General features: G+C 60.7%; 27 protein-coding genes. 7 read left to right on the top strand and 20 right to left on the bottom strand.

Features of this window, described 5'->3' with window-relative positions:
* Positions 1–3: 3 nt before the first annotated feature.
* From FF098_RS14340 to FF098_RS14325, 5 genes are all read right to left on the bottom strand, one after another.
* Positions 4–264 (bottom strand): hypothetical protein, encoded by a 261-nt coding sequence (locus FF098_RS14340; protein ID WP_166426560.1) that lies wholly within the window; start codon positions 262–264, stop codon positions 4–6.
* Positions 265–312: 48 nt separating this feature from the next.
* Positions 313–438 carry a hypothetical protein gene (locus FF098_RS17875; RefSeq protein WP_268235288.1) on the bottom strand — a complete coding sequence of 42 codons (126 nt, stop codon included), beginning with the start codon at positions 436–438 and terminating at the stop codon, positions 313–315.
* 497 nt (positions 439–935) lie between these two features.
* On the bottom strand, positions 936–1,922 hold the full coding sequence (locus tag FF098_RS14335; RefSeq protein ID WP_155141779.1) for a toll/interleukin-1 receptor domain-containing protein: 987 nt from the start codon (positions 1,920–1,922) through the stop codon (positions 936–938).
* Between the two features lie 181 nt (positions 1,923–2,103).
* Positions 2,104–3,171, bottom strand: a complete 1,068-nt coding sequence (locus FF098_RS14330; RefSeq protein ID WP_155141777.1) for a 1,9-bis(guanidino)-5-aza-nonane synthase — start codon at positions 3,169–3,171, stop codon at positions 2,104–2,106.
* Positions 3,168–4,358, bottom strand: coding sequence for a type III PLP-dependent enzyme domain-containing protein (locus FF098_RS14325; protein ID WP_166426559.1), 1,191 nt, complete (start codon positions 4,356–4,358; stop codon positions 3,168–3,170). The genes FF098_RS14330 and FF098_RS14325 overlap by 4 nt, the downstream gene beginning before the upstream one ends.
* Before the next feature lie 312 nt (positions 4,359–4,670).
* Here FF098_RS14325 and FF098_RS14320 point away from each other — a divergent pair, with 312 nt between their 5' ends.
* The 5 genes from FF098_RS14320 (at position 4,671) to FF098_RS14300 (ending at position 8,998) form a co-directional block, all read left to right on the top strand.
* Positions 4,671–6,425, top strand: coding sequence for an alkaline phosphatase D family protein (locus FF098_RS14320; RefSeq protein WP_166426558.1), 1,755 nt, complete (start codon positions 4,671–4,673; stop codon positions 6,423–6,425).
* Positions 6,426–6,492: 67 nt separating this feature from the next.
* On the top strand, positions 6,493–6,852 hold the full coding sequence (locus tag FF098_RS14315) for a hypothetical protein (RefSeq protein ID WP_155141773.1): 360 nt from the start codon (positions 6,493–6,495) through the stop codon (positions 6,850–6,852).
* Positions 6,853–7,041: 189 nt separating this feature from the next.
* Positions 7,042–7,248 (top strand): cupin domain-containing protein, encoded by a 207-nt coding sequence (locus FF098_RS14310; RefSeq protein ID WP_229714593.1) that lies wholly within the window; start codon positions 7,042–7,044, stop codon positions 7,246–7,248.
* A 299-nt stretch (positions 7,249–7,547) separates the two neighbouring features.
* Positions 7,548–8,201, top strand: a complete 654-nt coding sequence (locus FF098_RS14305) for a hypothetical protein (RefSeq protein ID WP_155141771.1) — start codon at positions 7,548–7,550, stop codon at positions 8,199–8,201.
* Between the two features lie 176 nt (positions 8,202–8,377).
* Positions 8,378–8,998: a hypothetical protein gene (locus tag FF098_RS14300; protein WP_155141769.1), complete on the top strand. Its 621-nt coding sequence runs from the start codon at positions 8,378–8,380 to the stop codon at positions 8,996–8,998.
* 97 nt (positions 8,999–9,095) lie between these two features.
* Here the strand turns inward: FF098_RS14300 and FF098_RS14295 are convergent, their stop codons facing one another.
* Positions 9,096–11,399 carry a TonB-dependent receptor gene (locus tag FF098_RS14295; protein ID WP_166426557.1) on the bottom strand — a complete coding sequence of 768 codons (2,304 nt, stop codon included), beginning with the start codon at positions 11,397–11,399 and terminating at the stop codon, positions 9,096–9,098.
* Between the two features lie 199 nt (positions 11,400–11,598).
* On the opposite strand from FF098_RS14295, the gene FF098_RS14290 reads away from it, so the two are divergent.
* Positions 11,599–12,348 (top strand): SIMPL domain-containing protein, encoded by a 750-nt coding sequence (locus tag FF098_RS14290; RefSeq protein ID WP_155141765.1) that lies wholly within the window; start codon positions 11,599–11,601, stop codon positions 12,346–12,348.
* A 38-nt stretch (positions 12,349–12,386) separates the two neighbouring features.
* Here the strand turns inward: FF098_RS14290 and FF098_RS14285 are convergent, their stop codons facing one another.
* Positions 12,387–12,872, bottom strand: coding sequence for an RDD family protein (locus FF098_RS14285; protein WP_166426556.1), 486 nt, complete (start codon positions 12,870–12,872; stop codon positions 12,387–12,389).
* A 49-nt stretch (positions 12,873–12,921) separates the two neighbouring features.
* Positions 12,922–14,589 (bottom strand): M28 family metallopeptidase, encoded by a 1,668-nt coding sequence (locus FF098_RS14280; protein ID WP_155141760.1) that lies wholly within the window; start codon positions 14,587–14,589, stop codon positions 12,922–12,924.
* Positions 14,590–14,808: 219 nt separating this feature from the next.
* Here FF098_RS14280 and FF098_RS14275 point away from each other — a divergent pair, with 219 nt between their 5' ends.
* On the top strand, positions 14,809–16,140 hold the full coding sequence (locus FF098_RS14275) for a putative O-glycosylation ligase, exosortase A system-associated (RefSeq protein ID WP_155141758.1): 1,332 nt from the start codon (positions 14,809–14,811) through the stop codon (positions 16,138–16,140).
* 16 nt (positions 16,141–16,156) lie between these two features.
* Here the strand turns inward: FF098_RS14275 and FF098_RS14270 are convergent, their stop codons facing one another.
* The 12 genes from FF098_RS14270 to gspE all read right to left on the bottom strand — a co-directional run bounded on the left by FF098_RS14270 (position 16,157) and on the right by gspE (position 26,094).
* On the bottom strand, positions 16,157–17,203 hold the full coding sequence (locus FF098_RS14270; protein ID WP_155141756.1) for a cation diffusion facilitator family transporter: 1,047 nt from the start codon (positions 17,201–17,203) through the stop codon (positions 16,157–16,159).
* A 172-nt stretch (positions 17,204–17,375) separates the two neighbouring features.
* The gene (locus tag FF098_RS14265) at positions 17,376–17,882 is read right to left on the bottom strand and encodes a hypothetical protein (protein ID WP_155141754.1); all 507 of its coding nucleotides are present in this window, start codon (positions 17,880–17,882) and stop codon (positions 17,376–17,378) included.
* 12 nt (positions 17,883–17,894) lie between these two features.
* Positions 17,895–18,650, bottom strand: coding sequence for a type II secretion system protein N (gspN, locus tag FF098_RS14260; protein ID WP_155141752.1), 756 nt, complete (start codon positions 18,648–18,650; stop codon positions 17,895–17,897).
* Positions 18,651–18,656: 6 nt separating this feature from the next.
* The gene (gene gspM, locus FF098_RS14255; RefSeq protein WP_155141750.1) at positions 18,657–19,136 is read right to left on the bottom strand and encodes a type II secretion system protein GspM; all 480 of its coding nucleotides are present in this window, start codon (positions 19,134–19,136) and stop codon (positions 18,657–18,659) included.
* Positions 19,136–20,338, bottom strand: coding sequence for a type II secretion system protein GspL (gene gspL / locus FF098_RS14250; protein ID WP_155141748.1), 1,203 nt, complete (start codon positions 20,336–20,338; stop codon positions 19,136–19,138). The genes gspM and gspL overlap by 1 nt, the downstream gene beginning before the upstream one ends.
* Positions 20,339–20,342: 4 nt before the next feature.
* Positions 20,343–21,335, bottom strand: a complete 993-nt coding sequence (gene gspK, locus FF098_RS14245; protein WP_166426555.1) for a type II secretion system minor pseudopilin GspK — start codon at positions 21,333–21,335, stop codon at positions 20,343–20,345.
* Positions 21,332–21,994, bottom strand: coding sequence for a type II secretion system minor pseudopilin GspJ (gene gspJ / locus FF098_RS14240; RefSeq protein ID WP_166426554.1), 663 nt, complete (start codon positions 21,992–21,994; stop codon positions 21,332–21,334). The genes gspK and gspJ overlap by 4 nt, the downstream gene beginning before the upstream one ends.
* A complete protein-coding gene (gene gspI / locus FF098_RS14235) occupies positions 21,991–22,359 on the bottom strand; it encodes a type II secretion system minor pseudopilin GspI (RefSeq protein ID WP_155141741.1) in 369 nt (122 codons plus the stop codon). Before gspI ends, gspJ begins: the two co-directional genes overlap by 4 nt.
* A complete protein-coding gene (locus tag FF098_RS14230) occupies positions 22,352–22,915 on the bottom strand; it encodes a GspH/FimT family pseudopilin (protein ID WP_166426571.1) in 564 nt (187 codons plus the stop codon). The genes gspI and FF098_RS14230 overlap by 8 nt, the downstream gene beginning before the upstream one ends.
* Entirely contained in the window at positions 22,893–23,339 is a 447-nt protein-coding gene (gene gspG, locus FF098_RS14225) for a type II secretion system major pseudopilin GspG (protein ID WP_155141737.1), read from the bottom strand. The genes FF098_RS14230 and gspG overlap by 23 nt, the downstream gene beginning before the upstream one ends.
* A gap of 14 nt (positions 23,340–23,353) precedes the next feature.
* Positions 23,354–24,553 (bottom strand): type II secretion system inner membrane protein GspF, encoded by a 1,200-nt coding sequence (gspF, locus tag FF098_RS14220; protein ID WP_155141735.1) that lies wholly within the window; start codon positions 24,551–24,553, stop codon positions 23,354–23,356.
* Entirely contained in the window at positions 24,553–26,094 is a 1,542-nt protein-coding gene (gene gspE / locus FF098_RS14215; RefSeq protein WP_155141733.1) for a type II secretion system ATPase GspE, read from the bottom strand. The genes gspF and gspE overlap by 1 nt, the downstream gene beginning before the upstream one ends.

Below are 26,094 nucleotides of genomic sequence, written 5' to 3'. Positions count from 1 at the left end.
CGGTCAGCTGCAGCGCTCGAATGCCTCGACCAGTTTTTGGCCGAGGTCCGGCACCTCGAGGGGCACGGTGATGGCCTGATCGGGCAGGCTGGTGCCGCCCTGTTTCTCGTAGTCACGGCCCGGTGTCATGGTCACGATCCCGTCCGTACACTGCAGGCCGACGGCCATGGCGCCCTTGGCCAGCCCTGACCAGCTTCTGGCGCCGACGGCGTCGAGCATCGGCTTCTGGACGTTTTTCCATTCATCCTGCCGGGGATGCGGCACGCCATGGATCGAGGCGTCGATGACGGCCCGGATGGCGTCGGTGAGCGCCTACGGCTCGCCGATGGGCGTCGCATACACCCGGCCATGACCGATCCACAGCCCCGTGGTCGTCGTCTGCGCAAAGGCCCGCAGGAAGACGGTACCCTTCTTGAGGATGGCGGAAGCGGATTTCATGGATCACCTGTTGGCGGAGTTGAGGACTATCGCAATCTGGTGTTTCGCAGCCCTGATTTTGTCAAGGCAATATCGGCTTTGGTGCCTGACTTTGGTAGGGGCAACGCGCCCTTCCCGCCGCTTGTCATCCCGGACGAGCGAAGCGAGATCCGGGACCCAGCTCTGACGTCATGGCCACTTGGGGAGAGTTTGGGCCGACCGACAACGCGCCGCAAGCCAGCATAGCACCAGAGATGGGTCCCGGGTTGATGCTGCGCATCCCCCGGGATGACAAGAGGAGAGATCGGACGGGTGTTTCGCAGCCCTGATTTAGTCAAGGGCGCAGCCGCTTCGCGGTCGCCAGAGGCGACCCTTGACTAAATCAGGGCTGCAAAACGATTGGCCGCCATGGCCTTTTCCTGAGGGAAGAAACAGGCCGGCCTGTTTCTTCCCTCAGGAAAAGCGCCGCTGGCTATAGGATTGCAGGGTGCATCCATGATTTGGCGATTCAGTTGCAATTAGTTTTTTGAATCATTCTCTAAAGCTTGGGATCTCTTGTTGGGTCGATCATGGAGGCGATGTAGAACCATGTCCAAAACAAAGTGTAGTTCATCGACCATCATGTAAGCGTCTTTATTATTCCCGATCATTTCCCGGCCTAAATTCCCATAGGTCAGGGCCTTGAGCGATCCGCGTAGACGGTTTAATACCCGATCTGTTGCCTCATGTCCGCCATCTCGTATTTCGCGATAAGATTCGTTTAGAATCTCGGCCAACCAAGGGAAGTCTTCACGGACATAACCTGCCATCAACACCAAAACTATGGGAGCATCATCATAATCTCTACTCATTTCATTGAATTCATCAAATATAGCGGGATGAAGACGTTTTCTTTTCTTCCGTGAGGGTTCACCTCGTTCAACAAAAGCTGTTTCAAAATCTCTTATTCGGGAGTTAAGACCTCTCACACCAGTCACAAGCTCTTCTAAAATTTCGTGCTGGGACCTTACTTGCTTATCCGTAGGCTGAGCATTGGGTATTTTAGCCAATTCTGTTTGCAAACTAGGCCACAGCTGGGGCACTAGCCGAGCCACAATATCGGCGCTTGTTTTCTCTTCAGCGATTTTATTAATTGATTTGACGACTTCCAGAATTCCAGATTGGTCAACTTTCTGGGCTTGAAACTGTGACAACGGCCCACTCAAATCACTTAGTTCCAGACCGAACAATAACGGAATAACTTTCGCATCAAGCATAGATTTAGAAAGCGCACCCGCTTCAAACAATATCCATTCCGATTGCAAATTTTCAGGGGTAACGCAGATGATGCCAAAGTTTGCAGACTCCAATTCTCCAGCTATCGATTGCGCCCACCGATCGCCAGCACTGATATCCTTATCAGAAACCCAAGGTTCAACATATTGTAGAACCAAAGGTAGCCAGTCTCGTAGCGCATTCGCTAGGGCCTTACTTCTGGCTCCACTCCAACTGATGAAAACTTTCATCTCGATCTCCCTCAAACGTAGCAGGAAAAGTTGCACTATTGACTATATTTGTCGAATTTTATTTCAACTATAATTGTTGAATTTGACATGCTATCGGTTTGAAGATTCAGATAAAAAAACCCCGCCAGAAGCGGGGATTTCTCATAACTAATAATGTCAGACTGAAAACCAGTACCCAGCCCTAATCAAACATCTTCGCGAAGCGGCGCTCCTTGCGGCCTTTCCACTTTTCACGGTGCCAGGCGTCGCTCGCCAGCAGTGGGACCACCGTCGAGGCTTCGGCGAAGACCATCTGTTCGTAGGTGGTGGAGACCTTGCCCCAGCTGCAGGCTTCCTTCAGCGTGGAGGACGAGCAGGCGCCGTCGCGGGTGTCGGCGACGGTGATCTGGATCGCGTATTTGTGCATCTCGCAATCGTCATAGCCGAGGATTTCGGCGCAGACGACCGTGTCCTGCACGAAGTTCTTCGGCACGCCGCCACCGACCATCAGGAGGCCGGAGGCACCGGCCTCGATCTTGATCATCGTCAGTTCACGGAAGTCGGCAACGCTGTCGATCGACACATAACCCTTGCCGGCTTTCATCCGCTCGACCTGGTGCTTGACGAGGCCGAAACCGGCCGAGGAATCCGAGAAGGCCGGGCAGAAGATCGGCACGTCTTTCTCGTACGCGATGCGGACGAGCGAATGCTCCTTCTTGCCGTGCTCGACGAGATATTTGCCCATCTCCTTGATGAAGGCGCGGGACGACATGACGCCCTCGCCGATCTGTTCGGCGATCTCGTAGATCGTGTGGTCGACGGCCTGCAGCTCTTCCTCGTCGATGAAGGTGTCGTAAATGCGGTCGATATAGAGGTCGCGCAGCTCGTTATCGTCCGCCGCGCCGCCGGACTGCTCCGCAGGCGCACGATAATGCTTGAAGCCGAGCCCTTCGAAGAAGTCCATGTCGACGATGGACGCGCCGGTGGCGACGACGGCATCGACCATGTTGTTCTTGACCATGTCGGCATAGACATCCATGCAGCCGCCGGCGCTGGTCGAGCCTGCCAGCACCAGGAACACGGCGCACTCGTCTTCCAGCATCATGTTGTAGATCTTTGCGGCGCGGCCGAGATCGCGCGAGGAGAAGGACATCTTCTCCATCGCCTCGATGATGGGGCGGGCGTCGAAACTCTTCATGTCGATATGCTCGACGACGTTGGCGAGCAGTTCGGCCTTGCGATTGGAACGGTCTGGTGAGTTGGCTGTCATTGGGTCATTTCTCCCGTCATGTCGTTGGCGGCTTGCGGCAGGTCTGCCCCATACATAGTCAGCATCGGCGCGTCGGCGACCTCGATCTCCTGATAGGCGCCGAAACCGTTGAAGCCGGTGCGCATGGCAGAACCATAGGCGCCGAGCATGCCGATCTCGATATGGTCGCCTTCCTGGATGTCCTCGGGCAGGTAATACGGGCCCTTCATGTGGTCGTGGTCGTCGCAGGTCGGGCCGTAGAACTCGAACGCCGCCAGCTTGGTGGAGCGGCCTTCGGCGAGGCACTCCATCGGATAGGTCCAGTTCAGCGTGCCGGCATCGAACAGCGCGCCATAGGTGCCGTCATTGATGTAGAGGACGCCGTCCTTGCGGCTCTCAACGCGCACGATGAGCGAGGCGGACTCAGCGGAGAGCGCCCGGCCCGGCTCGCACCACAGCTCGCAGTTTTCCGCGACGAGATATTGCTCGAAGCGGGTCGCGATCTCGTTGACGTAAGTCTGCAGCGCCGGGGCTTCCATGCCCGGATAGGCGGACGGGAAACCGCCGCCCACGTCCAGCACGTCGACGACGACGCCGGCCTTGACGATGGCGCGTTGTGTGCGCTGCATCGCGGCGGCATAGGCGGTCGGCGACATGGACTGCGAACCCACATGGAAGCAGACGCCGAGGCGCTCTGCGACCTGGCGGGTCTTCTGCAACAGCTCGCCGTCGATTTCTTCATTCACGCCGAATTTCGACGCCAGCGAGATCTTCGACAGGGCGGAGGACACGGCCATGCGCACGCACAGCGTCAGGTCCGTGGCGTAGCCCGTTGCTTTCATGATCTTTTCCAGCTCGCGCTCAGAGTCCAGCGAGAAGATGCGCACGCCATGCTCGAAATAGGCCTCGGTGATCGCCTCCGGCGCCTTGACCGGGTGCATGAAGGCGAGCGTGCCTTCCGGGAAGACATCGCGGATCAGGCGCACCTCGGCGATGGAGGCGACGTCGAAATGGCGGATGCCGCCTTCGACCAGGGCCTCGATCAGCCATGGCGACGGGTTCGCCTTGACGGCGTAGAACGACTTGCCCGGGAAATGCTCAACGAACCAGCGCGCGGCGGCCCTGGCAGCATGGGGGCGAAGACAAAAGACGGGTGAAGACGGGGTGATATCCCGAGCTAAGTCGACGGCAGTACTGTATTTATCCACCTCATGGGACCTCCTTGACGACGATAGCTAATTCCGTCTCCCCCTCCCTCGGGCTTGCCGGCGCTGACTATCAAAGCACAAAGACGCCAGCCCCACGAGAGAAGTACCCGGACTTGGCGAGGCACGGGAAATAAAACCTGTCGAGGCCGCTGTAAAGGGGGATAAGGTGTGGAGAAACAAAAATTTATGTTTCCCGGGTGCGGGACCCTTTTCCCGCGCCTTTCCGGATGGCAGCTGCAGCTTTTCATAAAACTGCCAACAAGACCGGGCTATAAGGGGCAAGATACGAGGACAGTCCGAGGAGTTGCCGCCATGACCGATGTTACACGCCGTAAAGCCCTGCTGGGCACGCTTGCAGGCTCCGTTGCCGTGGGGGCTGCCGGTTGCGCCAGCCAGCCGAAAATGGGCGCGTTCTCGTCTGCTCGTGGCGTCGCCAATGCGCAGTTCGCGCAGGGCGTGGCGTCCGGCGACCCGATGGCTGACAGGGTGATCATCTGGACACGCGCCGCGCCGGTCGGGCCTGAAGGCACGTCGATGGTGCCGGTCGAGTGGCAGGTGGCGACGGACCGGGACTTCACAGACGCCTCCATCGTAAAGCGCGGGTCGATCACCACCGGCCCGGCGCAGGACTGGACGGTGAAGGTCGATGTGGCAGAGCTCACGCCCGGCGCGACCTATTACTATCGCTTTGCGACCGGCAACGGCACCTCGCCGGTGGGCCGGACGAAGACCCTGCCCCGCGGCGCGGTCGAGGCGGCGCGCTTCGCCGTCGTCTCCTGTTCCAACTATCCGTTCGGCTATTTCAACGCCTATGACCACATCGCCCGGCGCGAGGAAATCGACGCGGTCATCCATCTCGGCGACTATCTCTATGAATACGGGCCCGATGGCTATGGCGCGGAGGTCGGCGAGGCGCTCGGCCGCCAGCACCAGCCGGCCCGCGAGATCGTCTCGCTGCAGGATTACCGCGTGCGCCATCGCCAGTACAAATCCGACATGGCCTCCCAGGCGATGCATGCCGCCCATCCGCTGATCGCCGTGTGGGACGACCACGAGACAGCGAACAATTCGTGGGAAGGCGGGGCGCAGAACCACCAGCCGGAAACCGAAGGCGACTGGGAGGCGCGCCGCCGCGCCGCCATGCAGGCCTATTACGAATACATGCCCGTGCGCGAGCCGGAGGGCCGCGCCCTGCACCAGCTCTATCGCGCCTATGAATGGGGCGACCTGTTAACGATCACCGCAATCGAGACGCGCCTGACCGCGCGGGTGGAGGAAATCCACCTGGAAGATGTGATGAAGACCGTCACCACGCGCGAGGACGCGCAGGCCTGGTATGAGGGCGTGAAGGCGGATGAGAGCCGCTACCTGATGGGTGATGCGCAGCTGGGGTTCGTCGCCGACGCCATGGGCCAGTCCAAGAGCAAGGGCCAGCCATGGCGCCTCGTCGCCAACCAGGTGATCATGGCCAATGTCACCGCACCGGACCTGACCCCATACGAGGACAGCCCGGCGGTCGCAGAACTCGCCGAACAATGGCCGGGCATCTATGCCTATATCGCCGCATCGAAGCTGGGCCTGCCCCAGAACCTCGACGCGTGGGACGGCTATCCGGCGGCACGCGAGCGGCTGTACGAGACGCTGCAGGCTCGCGGCGTCTCGGACCTGATCGTGCTGACCGGCGACACCCATGAATGGTGGGCCAACGATCTGTACCGGGACAATGGCACGAAGATGGGCGTGGAGCTCGGCACCTCCGCCGTCACCTCCCCCGGCGGCGCAGCCTATCTCGGCGATGTCGCCGAGGACATGTCCCTGCTGATCAACCAGACCAACCCGTCGATCCGCTATCACTCCAACATGACACGCGGCTATATCGACCTGTCCCTGACGCCGGATGGCGGCCACGCCGATTTCGTCAGTGTCTCGACGATTACCGAGCCGGACTATGAGGCTGTGGTAACAGCCGGGTTCGACCTGGAGAAATCAGGCGAGAGTGTGGAGTTCGGCAAGGGCTCGGGCATGGGGCTGAAGCAGACAGCGCTGTATCGCGGGATCGGGGATTGACGTGAGAGAGCTCCAACTGAGTATGGTGCTCTTCACGCTATGATCGGTAGTAATATTGGAGCTGGAATTGATCTCTGTCATCGCATTACTGGCCTTAATGGCAGTGGACGATCCTGCAACGGAGATCGATGGTTGTGAAATAGATATTCTCGCCTCGTTTGACGAAACAGACCGGGGTGCAATGAAAGAATATTACGAATTAATCCAAGAAAAATCAGAAGCCTTGAGGTCATCTGACAAGGGGTTTGGTTGGGAGATTGGATACACGACTGCCAGCACTGAAATGACATTTACATATTATGCAAACTATCCATGCGCCGAAGCAACGCGTGATATTCTTTCCGCTTTTCTTGAAACCAATAATAGTCTGAACCAGAATCCAAAACTGAGCATCAATGCTGAACAGAAACCATGGCCAATAGATTAAGTTCATATTCATGATAACCGAACCCCAATCCCTCTCTGAAAAATTCGCCAGTTTCTCCGAGCACTGGCGGCCGAAGGTCATTGCCGAGTTGAACGGGCAGACCGTGCGGGCGGTGAAGACGCCCTTTTAGTTTTTTTGGGGGGCGTGTTTCCGTGGCATTCCCACCAGCAAGCCGAGGAGATGTTCCTGGTGGTCAAGGGCGCGTTCCGGGTCGAGTTTCGCGATCATGTTGCGGAACTGGGACCGGGGGATTTCATCGTCGTTCCCCGAGGTGTGGAGCATCGCACCGCCAGCGACGAGGAGGCCGAGGTGCTGATCTTCGAGCCTGCCGATGTGGTCAATACCGGTGATGCGGCGGTGTCGGAGTTTACCGCGCCTTTGGGGGAGAAAATCTGACGGCGAGGTGCACCGCCGAATTCTTCCTGTCAAGGAGCGAAGCCCGCTACGCGGCGCGCCTTTGGCGCGTCCTTGACAGGAAGAATTCGGCAGTACAATTGCTCACCAAGCCTGTAAGGCGGAATCCGCCTTACAGGCCTTGGCTGACAAGATACCTCAAACTCCGTATCGGGAGCAGTTTCATGGATACTCTCTGAAACATCGGCCTCTATCGCTCCCTGCCCCCCGAGCTGTTGCATTCCCCGGTGAGCTTTCCTAGCCTTCCCGCAAGGGGAGCAAGAACGGAGGGGAACGACCTCATGAGGAAAGCAACCACCATGACCGCGCTGCTGCTTGGCTGCGCCGCGCTGACGAGCCCGGCTCACGCGCTGGAAAGCTGCAGCAGGGAAGAATACAGCGACGATCTCGACGTCTCCGTCAGCTATTACGGCGACAGCGCCGAGGCGCTGTCCCTGCAACGGGTGGCGCCGTCAGCGGTCGAGGCCGGCGACACTATCACCGGGGCTGACGACATTGCCGCCCTGATGGTGTCGATCGACATCGACCCTGACAGCGACATGGAGGAAAGGCGGGAATACATGTCCGCCGGTATCCGCTTCGCGCGGGAGATCCCGGCCTTCACGGGGCAGGACATAGAAGTCGGCTTCATCTTCGACGGCGTGCCGTGGGAGAAGCGCTATGCGGCGCAGATGAGTGCGGCCGATGCGGTCTATGCATGGGACACAGTCATCATCAAGGACAGGGACCCGGTGGGGCTGGTCCACGCCGCCGACAAGATCGCCATGTCCTTCCACCTGCCCGACGGGAGTGTGGTGACCTCGGGTGATCTGTCCGGCATGATGACCGGGCACAGCATCTCCATGCTGTGGCTGGATGACCTGATCGAGCAGGCCGAAAATGGCGAGTGCGAAGCAGGCCCGGCAGCACCGCCACCGCCTCCCCCGCCGTTGTAAAAGGAAATCATACCGAGGGGGCAGCGGGCTCGCGTAAATCCGCTTTACCGGTGCGTGGAACGGCGCATAATCCGGCCCCAGCGCATCACCTCATCCCGGGTTCCGGCGATGCCGTCGGGGAGATGGGCGCGCCGGCGGCACGGGGCTGCCGGGCTGTACCCGGAGTGACCCTGCCGATGAAGATCCGTCCTGCCTGCGCCGCGCTTGCTGCCGGCCTGTTCCTGCCATCCCTTTCTGCCGCCGCCCAGGAGGGCTGCAGCGATGCCGTATGGGCCAGCGGCTTCCGCGTGGAAGCGGCGCTGATGGCGAGCTATGCGACCGCGTCGGCGGCGAGCTCCGTCGGCTTTCCCCTGACCCCTGCGGGCGATAACTTTACGGCAGCATACAGCCCTGCTCTCAGCATCTCCGTCCTGTCGATCCATCAGGAGAGCAGTGCTCTCGGCGTCCGGGTGACTATCGTGCTGCCGGAAGCGCCGCAGTCCTTCGAGGGGAAGGCGGTGTCGCTGGCCTGGGTGGATGGCGAGCTCGCACCGCTCGGTCCCCTGCCCGATGCCATCCTCCAGCCACATCCGGGCAGTACGGACGGTCTTGTCGCCGATATCCTCATCGAAGGGCAGACGGCGCATGACATGTATGAGCAGGACTATTTCCGGATCGATGCCACCTTCCCGGACGGGAAGACCGCGCGCAGCAACACGCTGGCCGCTCTGGGCAACCCCCATCGCAAGGCGCTGACCCTGCTGGAGGGACTCCTCGGCAAGGCACAGGCGGGCGAGTGCACACCGGCGGAAGGATAAAAAAACCCGCCGCGGGGCAGCGGCGGGTTTCTTTACTCCAGTGTACTGAACGCGGGTACTTTTTACCTGGTACGCAACAGGTTCCCGATGAAGGCAACTAGAAGTCTTTCTTCACCACGATACCGTAGGTCTGCGGCGCGCCGGCGATGAAGGTGGCGATGCCGAAGCCGTCGCCGGTATTGCCCGCATCGATGATATATTCCTCATCCAGAGCATTTTCGACGAACAGCTCGACCTCGAACGCGCTGTGCGGTGCGGTGTAGTTGAGGCGCAGGTCCAAGAGGCCATAGGCGTCCTGGAACTCGTCCTGGACGAAGTCGGTCAGGTCGTTGTCGTTGTCGAAGAACACTTCCGACTTCCATGACCAGACCGGCGTGAACTCGAACAGGCCGAAGGACGGCTCGTAAGTGAACGTCGCGCCGAGGGAATAGGCATTTTCCGGCTGCAGGCGGAAGACGTTACCGCCGAAGGCCTGCGGATTGCCGTCATCGTCGGTCTCATCAAACGTCGCGTCGGAATAGGCATAGACCGCGAACAGGTTGACCCAGTTGGAGGCCTGCCAGTAGGCCGTCGCCTCAAAACCGGTCGCAGACGCATTGCCCGCATTGATCGGCTGGATGACACCGTTTTCGTCGATGATCGAGGTCTGGAAGTTGGTGTAGTCGTAGGAATAGATGCTGGCATCGCCGTAGAAGACGCCGAGATTGGCCTTCACGCCCAGTTCGTAGGCATCGACTTCCTCCGCGTCGATGGTTACGAAATTGTCCGGATTGATGCCGATGTCGGAAGTGTCGTTCTGATAGATCAGGACTTCCGGGCGGCGGCCACGGGCGACATTGCCAAAGACAGTGACGGCATCGGTCAGATCGTAGTTTGCGGCGGCACGCCAGGTGACGCCGTCAAACTCGTCCTCGACGTTGACGCGCTGGCCGTTGTTGAAGACCGCCCCGCCGACGAACAGGCCGGCGCCGGTCAGCGCGCTGGTGCCGTCTGAGTCGGCCGAATAGCCGGTGGTCTTCTCGTCTTTCGTCCAGCGGGCACCGGCGGTCAGCTCCAGACGATCCGTAACCTGATAGCTGGCGTCTGCGAAGAGGTCGTAGGAGACGGTCTCGCCATAATTGGTGAATTCCTCGTTGAAAATGCCGAGCGGCGTGCCCAAGAGCGGGCTCGTCGGGTCGGCATTGACGGTCGGCAGGAAGGCTTCCGGCAGCGGGTTCTGCGGCGTTTCCGGCGTGTCGGTGAAGAGGAAGCCGCCGAGCAGCGCCTGGACGTAGCGCTCGTCAAAATAAAGCGGCACGTTCTGGAAGCCGTCTTCGGAGAAATACGAGCCGCCGACAAAGCCGGTCAGCGGGCCATTGGCGAAGTTGAGACGGACCTCCTGGCTCCACTGGTCGCTTTCAGCGTTCTCGGCAAAGGCGAAGAGATTGCCCGCGAACCCGTCCGGATCGAACACTTCGGAGGAATCGAAGGTGCGCCAGTTGGTGATTGAGGAGACCGAGAAGATGTCGTTGATCTCGTAATCGACGAGGCCGGTGATGGAAGTGACAGTGCGCTCCAGACCGAGATCGCGACCGCCTTCGATGCCGCCAAACGCAGACAGGGCTGCCGGCTCCCACGGGTCGATGGACGCACCCGGTGCGGGGAAGAAAGTGCCGGACTTGAAGGACGTACCCGGATTGTCGTCGATCTGGTGGTCGGCGATGATGTTGATGTCGAGAACGTCACTCGGCATGAAACGGGCGGCGAAGCGGAAGGCGGCTGTCTCGTAGCCGTTCAGGTCCTCGCCGATCAGGTTCTCGATATAGCCTTCGCGTTTCTTGTAGCGGGCGGCACCGCGCAGGGCGACCGTGTCGGAGACCGGCAGGTTGACCATGCCTTCGACCAGGCGATAGTCGAGATTGCCGACACCGGCGCGCAGGGAGCCGGTGATCGTGTCATCGAATTGCGGCTTGTTGGAGATGACATTGATCGCGCCGATCAGGGCCGAACGGCCGAACAGGGTCGGCTGCGGGCCGCGAATGACCTCCACGGACGAGTCCAGTAGTTCCACGAACGAGCCACGCGACCGGGCGATAGAGACCCCGTCCTTGTAGATTGAAATCCGCGGTTCGATATTGGCCTCGCCTGAATCCGACGTGATGCCGCGGATGACGAAACCGGGGTTGTTGGCGGACTGTTCCTGCACCTCGAGGCCCGGCACGAAATCGGCGAGGTCATCGAATTGCTGGATGCCGAGATCGTCCATCGCTTCCTGGTCATAGGTGGTGACAGCGATCGGCACATCCTGGATCGCCTGCTCGCGCTTCTGTGTCGTGACAGTGATGACATCATCTTGCGAATAGGCGGCACTAGCGAAAACCAGCGCACCGAGTGCGGCGGAGGTGAACAGAACTTTTTTCATGGTGGGTACCCCGGTTTGAAGAAGCATGAAAAAAGCTGTTAGCGTTGCCATATGTCAGTGTGACGACTGTTTTCTTGCAGTTTTGCGACGCAGCATTTCGGACACAGATTTGTGAACTCAGCCCGTCTGCAGGCGTTATCCTGTCGCAATACTGCCGCAAACGAAGTCCAGATATGTTTCATCAACACGGGAGGAACCCATGACACCGACCAAGAAGATACTGATTGCCGCCACTGCCCTCGTTTCGGCGGGCGGCCTGACCGCTGCCGGCGCGATTGCGCAGCAGGCGGACGATAAACCGATGATGAAGATGCATGCCCAGCATCGCACGATAGCTGTTACCGGTAATGGCGAAGCCTCTGCCAAGCCGGACATGGCAACGGTCAATTTCTCCGTCGAGGCGCGCGGTGATACCGCCGCCGAGGCACTCGCCGAGAACAACCGCCAGATGAATGCCGCGATGACGGCGATCCGCCGGGCTGGCGTAGCCGAGAAGGACATGCAGACGACCGGCCTCTACATGAACACCCAGAATGTGCGCGGGCCGGATGGCAGCTGGACAAATGAGATCGACTATTACGAGGCTCGCAACACGCTGACCGTGAAAGTGCGCGATATCGATGACACCGGTGCGGTGATCGATGCTGCCGTGAAGGCCGGTATCAACGGGCTTGGCGGCATCTCTTACGGCTTTGGCGACGATGCGGCCCTGCTGGAACAGGCACGCAAGGATGCCGTCGCCGATGCCCGCGAGAAAGCCGCGCTCTATGCAGCCGAAGCAGGCGTGAGCCTGGGCGAGGTGCTTTACATAGCAGAGCCGGGCGCCAATGCCGGTCCGCCCTCCCCCATGGTCCGCATGGAAGCGGCGAGTATGGACATGGCCACGAAGGTCGCCCCGGGCGAAAGCAGCGTGTCGGCCAGCGTGAGCGTCGTCTTCGCAATCAACTAGGCCCGGCCCACAAGATTGAACGCAAGCCGTCCGTTTCGTCAGGAAACGGACGGCTTTTTCGTGACTGCCAGACCGGCGATGCGATCATGGATCGTACGGCCTGATGGCGTGAAGAGGCTGGCAAGCCAGATCAGCGCCAACGCCTCTCCAGCGATGATGATAGCCCAGCTGCTCGCTGTCGGTTCGCTGACGAAGATCGGCCCCGGGATAAGCCAGATGCCGATATGGCAAACTTCCCACGGCAGGAACTTCAGCAGATTGCGGATGAATGCGCGGGCGAAAGATGGCGTGCCCGGATAATCGAGCCTTAGTCCCAGCAACAGCTTGCCCGGTGTCGCCCGCCATGGTGCTGCCTCGTTGAAAGCGAACAGGGTGACGACCGGAAGGGTCAGGGTGGAGAGCGCAATGATATAGCCGATACGCTTGTCGGCGATGATGGTGTCAGCGCCGAGAGAGAAGCTGACCACCGCCAGAACGCAGGCCCAGGAGAGGATGACGGTATTATCGATCAGACCCGCCAGCATCCGCCTGAAAGGCAGACGCTGACTGGTATTTCCCTCCCCCGACACAAGGCTAGTCCCGGCCGAATTTGTCGCCGAAGAAGTCGCCCTCGTTCCAGGTCGGGCGCTCGTCGGCATCGGCGATTTCCCGCGCGATGCGGTAGTTCAGCGTGGCGAACTTGGCACCGACGTCATAATCGAGCGGCTGGGAGATATCGTCACTCGGCCGGTGATAATGGGTCGACATGAACTTGCCGAACTCCTCTTCGCCGCCATTGCCGAAGCCGAGGAACAGGAAGACCGACGGGACGCCCTGCTGCACGAAACGGTAATGGTCGGACCGGGTAAAGATCGACATTTGCGGGACCGGATCGGGGATCAGCTCGACATCCATGGACGAAGCTGCACGACGCACAGTCTCGCCGAGCGATGAATGGTCGGCGCCAAAGGCGATCACGTCGATGAAGTCATAGGTGATGATCGGCATGTCGAGATTGACGTTGGCGACAATGTCATCGAGCGGCACGGTCGGATTGAAGGCGTAATATTCAGAGCCCAGAAGGCCTTTTTCCTCCGCTGTCACGGCGAGGAAGATGACCGAGCGGCGCGGTGAATTACCATTTGCCTCTGCCTGTTTGAACAGGCGTGCCTCCTCCAGCATTACGGCGATGCCGGTGGCATTGTCGAGGGCGCCATTGTTGATCACGTCTTCTTCCGGATCATCGCTTTCGCGAACGCCGGTGTGGTCGAGGTGAGCGGTGAGGATGACATATTCGTCCGCAAGCGTCGGGTCGGAACCACGGATCATGCCGGCGACATTCGGGCTCGTCACGGTTTCATAGGTACTGGCCCCTGCCATGGTGATGGTGCCGGGCAGAGCAAAGGAAGCAACATTCTCCCCGGCTTCTTCAGCGGCGCTTATCTCGGCGAATGACATCTCGGCGCCTTCGAACAGTTTCTCCGCGCCCTGAACACTCAGGCGACCAGTAACGACAAGGCCTGGCGTGTCGGTGAAACCCTCGCCGGATTTTTCGACCCAGGTCATGGCCGGTGATCCGGCGGCGGCGATGGTGCGGTCCCACGGGCGGCGTGCTTCATAGGAGGCTGTCGACAGGGTGATGTAGCCGACGGCGCCGAGCTCCTCGGCGATCACCTGCTTGCTGCTGGAATAGTGTGCGGCTTCCTCGCTTGGCAGGCCGGTGGGAATCGCGCCAAAGGCGACGACGATCTTGCCTTCCACGTCCACGCCCTCGAAATCATTGATGCCGAATTCCGGTGCGACGAGACCGTAGCCGACGAAGACGGCCTCGGCAGTCACTTCGGCTTCGGCACGCTTGGCGGAGGCGCCGATGAGGAAATCTTCCATAGGATCGAGCGCCATCGTCTCGCCATCACGGGTGATCGACATCGCCTGCGCGTCCAGATCGCGGGTGACGGACAGGAGCGGTACCTGCTGGTACCAGCTGCCATCCTCGCCGGCTGGCTCAAGGCCCAGCTCTTCCATCTCGGCAGCGACATATTCCGCAGCGGCCTGATAGCCCGGTGTGCCGGCCTCCCGGCCCTGGCGGGCGTCATCGGAGAGCCAGGCAATATGGTCCTGAAGGATGTCAGCGCTAGCGGCGGGTTCTTCGGCTGCCGTCGAAATGGCGGATGTACCAGCCTCATCGATCTGACAGGCGACGAGAAGCAGGCCCGTCGCGGTAAGCGCCGCAGCGCGGGAAAGGAAATCAGAGAAAGCCATAAGTACCCCGGATCACAACATATTTTGATAACTGGCGGCAGTAAGCCCCAAGTCTGCGCAACAATCAACCAGCGCCGCGCAGGCGATAAAGTCTCAATGGGTTCAAGCCGGCTTTCGCGCCGTGTTTTGCCGGTTTGTGCCGAAAAAGCGGCTTTTCTTAACCAATAATATCCTCACGTGAGGATATAGAAGAGCCGGAAAGGACCGCCGGAAAAATCTATGCGTGACGTATTGCTGCTCGCCTTCATCGTCGCTTCGCTGCTGGCGACCCTGCGCTACCCCTATATCGGGTTGCTGCTGTGGGGCTGGTTCACGCTCGCGACGCCGCAGCAGTCTGTCTATTATGCCAGCCAGATCCCGCTGAACGTCCTAATCGCCGGGGTGACCTTTGCGAGTTTCTTTTTCAATGGCGAGATAAAGCGGGCGCGTCTGGAAACGGTCAGTGTCTTCCTCCTCTTGTTCATGACCTGGCTCGGCGTGTCGCACATCATGTCGCTCGACCAGTCGCTATCGGCCGAACCGACGGAACGCTTCATCAAGGTGCTGATCTTCGTCTTTGCCTGCATGATGGTGACGACCGACAGGCTGCGCCTGCATGCCATGCTGTGGCTGCTGGCGCTGGTCATGGGGTTCTATGGTGCCAAGGGCGCGGTCTATACCATCGTGAAACTGGGCGGCGGGCTCTACATGGGCCAGGCGGAAACGATCCTCGAGGATAACAACCATATCGGTATAGCCTTGGCCGCGACTCTGCCGCTGTTCCTCTATCTGCAGGGTCAGGCGAAAAATATCCTGATCAGGCGCGGCGTACAGGCCGTATTCGTGATGTCGATCATCGCCATCCTCGGGACGCACTCGCGCGGCGCGTTTGTTTCTCTGGTCGTGTTCGGCGGGGTCATGTGGCTCTATTCCAGGCACAAGCTGAAGATCGCCATCGCCGTGGCGATCCTGTCGATTCCCACCGTAATGTTGCTGCCGCAGGAATGGACCGACCGGATGGAGACGATCGCCGATGCCGGTGAGGACCAGTCGTTCCAGGGTCGGGTCGATGCATGGGTGATCAACTGGAAGCTGGCGCTGGAACACCCGATCACCGGGGCCGGGTTGCGGACCCCCTATGAGGAACATATCGCCCGGCAGGTGGAGATGTTCCGCGAGCCGAGGGCAGCCCACTCGATCTATTTCGAGGTGCTGGGCGGCGCGGGGTTTGTCGGGCTGTTCTTCTATCTCGGCATGATCGGCACGGCCTGGCTGAAAGCCTTTGGCGCGCAGATGAAATATCGCCATGCCGAGCGGGACCGATGGCGGTCTTCTTTCGGCAAGCACGCGCAGATATCGCTGGTCACCTTCTGTTTCGGCGCGCTGTCGGTATCGATGGAGATGTGGGAGGGTTATCTGATCGTCATTGCCCTGATCAGCGTTCTAGGCAAGATCAGCCCGGTACCGGTCCGGGAAAAACATCCGCTTCTACGCGCCCGACAGGGCAAGGAAAGAACCGCTTTCCGGGCACGCTATGTCCGCAAGGAGGACAAGGCCGCCGCTTCAAGATAACACCGGAAGTGAATTTCTAGCCGACACCACGCATGACGGGTGCGTGGGCAGCGGGCGACCCGTCATCGCCGGCATCAGCAGCACCGGCACCGCCCTTGATCCTGCCAGTCATCGTGTCGTCGCCATCGAGCAGCAATTGATCGGGACACTCGTCGCATTCCACCTGAATGGTCGAATGTTCAATCCCATAGCGCTCTTTCAGCAGGCGTTTGACATCGGTCAGCACACTCTGGGCAACGGCAGGACCGGTGACGCCCAGATGCATGGCAAGCTGAGGCTCTTCCGGTGTCAGCATCCAGACCTTCAACTGGTGTACGCCGGTGACGCCATCGATTTCCTGAGTCAGCCTATCGGCGATATCGTCGGTATCGATATTGGCCGGGGCACCCTGCAACAGGATGTGGGACGCCTCCGACAGCAATGGCCACGCAACGCGCATAATGAGTAGGCTGACCGCCAGGGTCAGGATGGCATCGATGCGCACAAAGCCTGTCCAGCCAATGATCAGGGCCGACGCAATGGCAGCGACAGAGCCGAGAATATCACCGATGACATGCAGCAGGGCACCGCGCAGGTTCAGGTCCTGCTGGTTGCCGCCATGAAGAACGGCAAAGGCTGCGATATTGGCGATGAGACCTGCAATTGCGACGAGCAGCATGGGGCCGGACATGATCGGCTGCGGGTCCATAAAGCGCTGGATCGCTTCCCACAGCAACCACAGGGTCAGCGCGATCAGGGCAAGGGCGTTGATGAAGCCGGCCAGTACCTGCGCACGCCGCAGGCCAAACGGAAAGACGGATGACCTCGCAGTACGGTCGGCGAGCCAACGGGCCGACAATGCCAGCAGCAGCGCCCCGGCATCCGTCGCCATGTGACCGGCATCGGCCAGCAGTGCCAGCGACCCCGAGACGATACCGCCAATAATCTCGACGATCATGAAGACGAATATTATTCCAAAGGCGATCGCCAGCCGGCTGCCATCCGACCCTTCGGGCACATGGTGATGGTGGTGATGATCATCACCACAGGAACCATGATGGGTATGGACCTGGTGTTCGGACATATCTCCTGTCGCGATTGTCTGGCGGGTCAGGTGGTCTTTTGCTGTGGCGAGAGAGTAGTGCGTCTTTGCTCGTGACCGCAAGAGACTTGTCAGGATTTATCCAATAAAATCCGCGACATAAGTGATATTATATCACCCACTACCACACCTTGCGCACTCTTTGCCGCACCTGTCAGGCACGGCATCCGGCAAGACCGGCAACAGGAGTTACGCGCTCCCACCCGAAAAAGTTGCGCAATGTTATAACACCTTGCTCAACATAAACGCCGCCCTCGAAGGGTGTACCGAAGCTGGCCGAGACCTTCACACGGGTCTCCCCCGGGGTTCCTGCCTCGAGGGTATAGGACTGCTCGGTCGAGGCACCGTAGCGTCGCTCGCCTTGTTCCTCGACCAGTTCCAGCCGTGCCGGCGAACCATCGATGATCATCTCCGCCTGGCGGCCTTCGACGTTGCGAAAGACCATGACCGGCTCTCCCTTGTCGAGCGTCCACAGCAGCATCCCGCACTGACCGGGATCGAGATTCTTGTTTCTCAACTCGGCGATCCGGGGGGCGTCATTCTTGACCTGATATTTTGCTGCATTCAGTTCCGCGATAGCGCTTTGTGTTGCGGTGTCGGGACTTGAAGCGCAAGCCGACGCGACCAGAAGCATTGGCAGGATATATCGGGTGCGGATCATGAGAGCCATCCTTTACGGGTTCACCAGCAGATTGCCGCGCTGGATCAATAGGAGATCATTGCCGCTTTGCTCGAAGCCGTAAAGCATCAGACCGGTTGCGATATCTTCTTCAAGCCCGCCTGCCCGCACCTCGGCCAGATAATCGAGCGTGGGGTCGAGCGTGCCGGTGATCGCGACGGTCTGGCCACTGCCCTCGCCGCTCAGGGCAAGGCGCAGGACGCCATCATCGCCACAGGTTGCGGTGCCCGCCAGCGGAAACCCTTCCCCGCCCCAGGCACGCGCCGAATAGGCAAGAGAGTCAGTCCATATCGAGACGACGCCGGACCGGCATTGATCGCCGCGCAACTGCAGATTGTCCGTCTCCAGGCGCACGGCACCGCGAAGAGGCGCGCCAAAGGCATCGACCACGTCATAGGACGCGAGGTCGATCAGGAAGGCTGCATCGTTCAGGGTGATGCCTTGTCCGGCAAGGCTGACCTGCCCCTCGCCATTGACCGGCCTGCCGGTGATGTCGACATCACTGACAACACGGCCCGTCAGCAAGGGCAGGAAACGGGTGCGCTGGTTGATGGTGCCGACAGGATAGCCGTCGAGATAGACGCCCGCGATCGTGCCGTTCCAGACCGTGCCGCTTGCCGCCGACCAGTCGACCCCTTGCGCCCTGACGCCAGAGACATCGAGAGCGAGCGATAACGGCAGACGCACGAGGGCGAGGAAGATAAAGAGGGCAAGGCCGGCAAGCGGCAGATAGACAGTGCGACGGAGCATGAGAGGTCAGTTCCCCTGGCTGAGGGTCAACCGTGCCTGCACGGTGCTCTCGCCAAAGCGCGCTCGGGAAATACGTGCCTCGCTGACGCGTATGTTGCGCTCGGTCTCAAGCTGGCCCAGCCAGCCATAAAGGCGGCTGGCGGGAATGTTCTCTATAGAGATGATCACGCTGGCACCGCTCTGGCTTAACTGGAAGGCAGAGACTGGAATGTCGTTTGCCGAGGCAGAGGCAGTGATGATACCGCGCAGGGCCGACCCGGTGGCCGCTGCCCCCTGCCCGCCAGAACCAGTCCGCGCATTTGCCGTCGCGCGATCGACGAGGATCGCTGTCGACTGGGCGTTTTGCAACGCAAGCTCACCCGAGGTACGCCAGGCAAAGAGCGGTCGCATCAGGGCAAAATAGACAAGGAACAAGACGAGCAGTATGGCCATCGCCATAAGCATGGTGCGTTCGCGGCGCGATAATGTCTGCCACCAGTTACTCATCACGACGTCCTCAGATACAGCTTGCCGATATAGGCATTGTCGCTGTCGCGCGACAGGTTGCGTCCCTCTTCCACGACGATGCCATAGGCGGACAAGGACTGTTTCAGCCGGTCGAGTTCCTCTGTATCGAGGAAACGGATATCCGCTACGAGCCCTTCCGTCGCGTCATAGGTGACGGCAGCCAGCTGGACGCCGCTGCGCTCTTCCATCGCATTGGCGAGCACGCTGGACAGCTCGAGGAACCACGTTTCGGAGGCACCGCCTTCAGCGGCAAGCTGTCGGGCCTGGTTGGCAATGTTTCTTTGTGGCAGGTCGGGCCAGGTGGCGGCGAACTCCGCCTGCGCCTGACGTTGCAGGTCTTGGGCGCTGTCGTGCAGCTGCATGGCTTCGATACCGACGGTGACAAGCCACAGGGCAAGGCAGGCCGCCGCCAGGCCAGCCGCATAGCGCCATGGCTTCAGAGCCGCGCGCCAGTCCAGCCCGCGCTCCAACGTTCCCTGCAACAGGTTGACCGGTTGATTATCGACCATGTGGCCGACCATGAATGCCGGCAGGTGACGGGCATCGGGCAAGGTGATTTCCTGCACGGCGATATCTTCCGGCAGTTTCACCGGCACCGCGTCGCCAAGGCGGATGACGCCCAGCTTCTGGATGCCAGAGGACGACAGGATTTCCGTCGCAAGCTCGTCCGCCAACGGACGGTCGGTGACGAAGCCCTCGCCATCCATGTTGAGTCTCAGCCGGTCTTTCTCGACCAGCATGATGGACTGGCCGGACACGCCAAGCGCCAGAATGTCTGCCGTCAGAATATCCGGCGGGAAACCGGCCTCTCGCAAGGCCTCGAGCCAGCCCGCAACCCATGCCTCGTCCACAGCGATGATCGGACGCCCCATGGCGCTGTCAGCGGCGTCCGCCCCCAGCGAAATATGCAGGCTCTCGACCGGCCCTGCCAGTTCGTCTTCCAGGAGAAACCGTGCGGCCTGCAGCAACTGGCGCTGGTTGCGTGCGGGTGTGGTGAGCCGCCGGATGGCGAAACGCTCGCCCGGCAGGATGACGACAATCTCGTCGGCGTCGCCCTCAACCGCCTCGGCAAGGCCAGCCAGAGAGGCAACGACACCGCCGGCAACGGGCTTGTCGCCAGCCGTTTCGACCCAGCTCAGCGGGTCGTCGATCGTGTCTCCGGTGATAAGGATCAACCGCATCTGGTCACTCGGGTCCCATTTTGCGCGCCACTACGCTGACTTCGCCTTCATTGCTCACTTCTAACAGGCTTTCCTGCAGGATAAATGCCTGATTGTAATTAACATTCGCCTTAAGGCGCAGCCATGAGCTGTATAGCCTGAAGCTGCTTTCAGCGCTTTCCGGCATCGTGCGACCGGAAAAGACGGGCAAGCCCCAGAACTGGTCGATCGTTGCGAAGCCCTCGGCCGGGATGTCATTGATCAACCCCTCGACCTCGTGCGGCTCCAACGCGCCACCTAGCATCGCATAGACAAGGGGGGCATCCTTCGGGGTAACCAGATTGACATTGATCGGCGATGGCTCCGTCTCCGGATGGACGCAGACATAGGGCTTCACCGCGTTGTACAGTTCCGGTGACATCCACATGAGCGCCCGCAATTCGGACATGTCGGCAAGCAGCGTGTTGCCGGTGCGATAGGGCGTTGAAAGCCGTCCGTAATCAGAATCCTCCGACCCGTTGATGCCGGGCATGGAGTCCGTATCGATCCAGTCGATGACCCCTTGCGCGACGGCGCCCTGCGCGACCTGGTCGAAGCCGACCTGTGCCAGCATCAGCTTGAACCGTTCCAGCGCCTCGGGGTTTTCGAGGAATTCATCCTCCTCGCGCATAACAAGGCTGTTCAGGTTGAAGCAGCGCGTATCATCGACAATCGACGCCTCGATCAGGCCGTTGTCTATGGGGAACCGGACCGGCGCGGCGAGCCAGTCTTCCTCGCGCGTGTCGCGGGCGGGCTCGGCCTGCCATTGCGTCTCGATCACGCTTTTGGCCAGTGTCTCGGCGCCCAGCGCATACCAGCGAATCTGGTCGAGCGACTCGGCAGACCGCGCCCTCGCCGTCGATGTGCGCATCGTCTGCGTCATCGCCAGCGCGATGACCGACAGGCTGGCCAGCAGAACAAGCACGATCAGGAGGGCGACACCCTTTTGCCGCTTTATTTTATCGGCCGGGACCATCATGTCTCGCCGCCCCCTTCCAGCTGCCCCGCGTAAAACAGCTGGCGCATCTCGCCAAAGACCGGGTGAATGAAACTGAGCTCGACTGCGCCCGGCAGGGGCACTGTCCCGCGCGAGACGAAATAGTCTTCCCATAGCGGCCCGACGAGAAAGCGGATCTCGATATCCTCAAGACCGGCAAACAGCACACGATCAGTGCCTGGTGTACCGCGCTGGCGATCCGGATAATTCCACGTCCGCCGGATGAGCGCATCGTCAATGACGAGATATTCGATATATTGAAGCCGCGACCGAGGGTAGCGATTGCCCGGATTGATATTCCCGCTGCTGACGATACCGAACAGCAGCCGCTCGCCGTCGCGCTCTACGGCATTGCCGAAGGCGGTCAGCTCACCACCATACATGGGGCCTGGCAAGATATAGCCGAATTCGTCGCGCACCTTTCTGCGCGCGATCTGGGCGAGGTCGGACTTGATGAGACTGCGCGCGATCTGGAAATCGCCTGCCATGTCGGTGGACCGCTGAAGCTGTTCGTTGGAATTGATGGACAGCCGCATGATGACAATGCCGGAGACGGCGATGACCGAAAAGATCATCATGGCGATGACCATCTCGACCAGCGTGAAGCCCTTCTGATTGCTATCGTTGCTAGGGTGCATCATCCGGACACCGACCTGAAGGCGCTCAACGAGCGGATGACCTGTTCGCCGCCTTCCTCGCGCACATCGACACTGATTATGATCATGCCGGAGACAGGCGTCTCGGCGATGACGCGGGTCCATGCCCAGGAGGTACCGGCCATTTCCTCAACGCCGGTTTGCGTACCGAGATCAGGGATGGCCGGGCTCGCCATCGCCTCGATGAGAGTGTTCTCTGCGACGATACCGGCCACCAGCCGACGCTCGATATCGCCAGCGGCGCTGACCTGGTTGGACATCAGCACAAGACTACCGGCAATCGCCGTCGAGAGGATCGCCATGGCGATGAGAACTTCCGTCAGGGTGAAACCGCGCTGTAGCCTAGTCATCGGCGCCCTCCACCATCACGGTACCGTCATCGCCAGCGACGACCTGCCAGTCGCCCATTTCACCGGTGAACAGGACGGTGAAGGATGGCGTGAGCCCTGTTGGCAGGAAGACGAGATCAGGGTCAGGCGGCGCTTCGCTTTCGTCCTCGCGGGACAGGGAAAAGGGTCGTGCACCACCGGCGGTACCGGTAACCGGCTCGTTATCGAGGCTGAGACTGAGCACGTTGCCGGTTTGCAGTGTGCGATCAGCACTCTCCGCGCCAGGCAGGACGAGGGGCACCCAGCCAGCTGTGCGATAGGCAAGAAAACTGTAGCGGCTCTCCTCCATCCGCAGGCCGACAATCTCGCCCCGCGTCACCGCAAGTTCCTGCGCCACCTTGATCTGGCCGGCGAAATGGAAGGCTTCGATACGGGCAGTATCCTCTTCCGATGGCAGCGTCATGACGACAACACCAGCCATAAGGCCGAGGATCAGGACCACGACCAGCACCTCGACAAGGGTCAGGCCGCGCTGGCGGAGCAGAGGCGAAGGCTTACCAGTTGCCGATATCCGCATCGGTGCCCTCGCCGCCTTCCCGGCCATCGGCGCCATAGGAGAAGATATCATATTCGCTGTTGGTGCCGGGCCGCTGATACACATATTCATTGCCCCACGGATCAGTCGGCAGGTTCTTGATATAGCCGCCGGGGCGATACATTTCCGGCCGGGCGACGCCGTTCGGCAGCTCGACGAGGGCTTCCAGCCCCTGTTCCGTCGTCGGATAGCTCATCATGTTGAGGCGATACTGCTCCAGCGCATTTTCCAGAACGCTGATATCGGTACGGGCCTTCTGCACCGCCGCCTGGTCGCCAGCCGGGATGACATTGATGACGATGATCGTGGTCAGGAGACCGAGGATGACGATCACGACCATCAGCTCGACCAGCGTAAGGCCGCGCTGGCGGCGTTTTGCATTTATCTTTTTCCGTACAAGGTTCATTTCCTACCTACCTTTCAGGCTGCAGCCAGCGTGTTGAGCTGCAGGATGGGCACGAGAATCGCCAGCACGATGGCAAGGACGATCAGCCCCATGAATACGATGATGACCGGCTCCAGCAGGCGCAGGGCCAGCGTCGTCGAATTGTCGAACTGCGCTTCCATATGCGATGCCGTACGGTCCAGCATGGCAGGCAGCGTGCCGGAGCGTTCGCCAGCGGCCACCATATACACCATCATCGGGTCGAATGCACCCGCCTTGCGCAAACCGGCGGATAGCGACGCGCCTTCGGATACGGCTGTCAGCGTCTCGCCGAGGCGGGCGCGCAGCTCTGTATTGACGACCGTCTTGCGGGCTGCCTGAAGACATTCCAGCAGTGGTGCGCCGGATGCAAAGAGCGTCGAGAGTGTGCGCCCGAAACGAGCCGCATCGAGGCCGCGCGACAGCTTGCCGATGATGGGCAGGCGCAGGACCAGCCTGTCGAAGGCGAGCCGGAAGGCCGCCAGCCGCAGCCCCTGCCACAGGCCGAGCGAGGCAAGCACGATGAGCCCGAGCAGGACCAGCCCCCAGCTTTCAAGGAAGGCCGACAGGCCGATAACGATGCGGGTGATCAGCGGCAGCTGGGCGCCGAGCGTATCGAACTGTTCCACGATCTTCGGCACGACAAAAATCATCAGCCCCGTGACGACCCCGATGGCAACCAGCATGAGCACCGCCGGATAGATCAGCGCTGTCAGCGCCTTCATCGCCATGGCACGGTTCTTTTCCAGCATGTCGGCAAGGCGCGACATGACCCGGCCGAGATCGCCGGAGGTTTCCCCCGCCGCGATGATGGCGCGATAGAGCGGTGAGAAGGATTTCGGGTGTTCGCCCAAGGCATCGGAAAGGCGCCAGCCCTCCATCACGCGGGAGCGGATGGCGAGCAGTGTCGCGCGCGGCTTGTCCATCTGCGCGGCGACAGCGTTCAGGGCTTCTTCCACTGGCGTCGCGGTCTCGATCAGGGTCGCGGCCTGGCGGGTCAGCATGACGACATCGCTGCTGGACAAGGGTCGTTGGCGCTGGCCGGAAGTGGTGTCCGCAGCGCTCGTCTCGATCTTCAGCGGTGTCAGGCCGGCATCGCGTAACTCACGTCGTGCAACGCGCAGGCTGTCCGCCGAGAGGATGCCTTTCTTCTTGCGGCCCGACTGGTCGAGCGCCTCATACTGGAAAGCCGCCATCAGAGCGTCTCCGCTACTGGATCATCTTCTGCCTGCTGAACGACACGCAAGACCTCCTCGATCGAGGTGCGACCGGCGCGGACATGGGACCAGCCGCTTTCGGCCAGCGTCTCGGCAGATTTGAAGGCATGGGCGGCAAGCGCCTGTTCACTGGCATCGTCGTGGATCAGCTTTTTCAGCGTCTCGTCGGATACGACCAGCTCGTAAAGGCCGAGGCGCCCTTCATAACCGGTGTGGTTGCAGCGCCCGCAGCCGACCGGCGTGTACAGAGTGATGGCCTCGTCCGGCGCGGTGCCGATGAGTTTCTTTTCGGCGGCGTCAGCCTCATGGGGCCTGGCGCAGGCAGGACACAGGCGGCGGACGAGGCGCTGGGCCATGACACCGGCAATCGTGGAGGACAACAGGAACGGTTCCACGCCCATGTCGCGCAGGCGGGTCACCGCGCCAACGGCGGAATTGGTGTGGACGGTCGACAGGACGAGGTGACCGGTGAGCGAGGCCTGTACCGCGATCTGCGCCGTCTCGACATCGCGGATCTCGCCAACCATGACGACATCAGGGTCCTGCCGAAGGATTGCGCGAAGTCCTGCAGCAAAGGTCATGCCGACCTTTGAATTCACCTGGGTCTGGCCTATGCCATCGAGAGCATACTCGACCGGGTCCTCGACGGTAAGGATGTTCCTGGACGGATCATTGAGCAGGGTCAGACCGCCATAGAGGGTCGTGGTCTTGCCGGAGCCGGTCGGGCCGGTGACGAGGATGACGCCGTTCGGACGCTTCAGCAGCTTCTTGAACCGGGCAAGCGTCGTCTCGCCCATGCCCAGCATGTCGAGATCGAGCTGGGCCTGTTCCTTGTCCAAGAGGCGCATGACGACCCGTTCGCCAAAGCGCGACGGCAACGTCGATATGCGCACATCGACGGTCTTGCCGCCCATGGCAAGGGAGATACGCCCATCCTGCGGCACGCGCTTCTCGGCGATATCGAGCCGGGCCATGACCTTGACGCGGGAGGTGAGCACCGGCGTCATGCGCGCTGGCAGGTTCAGCACCTCGCGCAATACACCATCGATCCGCAAGCGGACGGAGACTTCCTTCTCATAAGGCTCGATATGGATGTCGGATGCCTTGGTCTTTACGGCTTCCGCGATGAGCGCATTGATGAGCCGTATGACCGGGGCGTCGTCCTCGCTCTCCAGAAGGTCGGCGGTCTTTGGCAGGCCTTCGGCGAGGCTGGTCAGGTCATCCTCGCTGCCGCCCTGAAATTCCTCTGTGGAGATACCCTCCACGGAATAGATCTCGGACAGGCGCCGCTCGAACACGGCGGCGGGCACATCCTCCACCCTGACAGGCATGCCGAGGAAACGCCGCGCCTCGATCAGCGCCCACGGGTCAATTGCCGTGCCCGGCTTGCGGTGGCGGCCGATGACGGCCACACCCTCCTCGGCGCCGAACACCACAAGCCCGCGCTCCTTGGCAAAGGCATAGGAAAAGCGCGGCAGGGCCGGAACCGTTTCTGCTGGCTGTTCGTCGGTGGCTGACAT

The organism is Aquisalinus luteolus, assembly GCF_009712425.2.
In the GTDB taxonomy this organism is placed as follows: Bacteria; Pseudomonadota; Alphaproteobacteria; order Caulobacterales; family Parvularculaceae; genus Aquisalinus; species Aquisalinus luteolus.
This window is presented reverse-complemented; position numbering and strand designations above follow the sequence as displayed.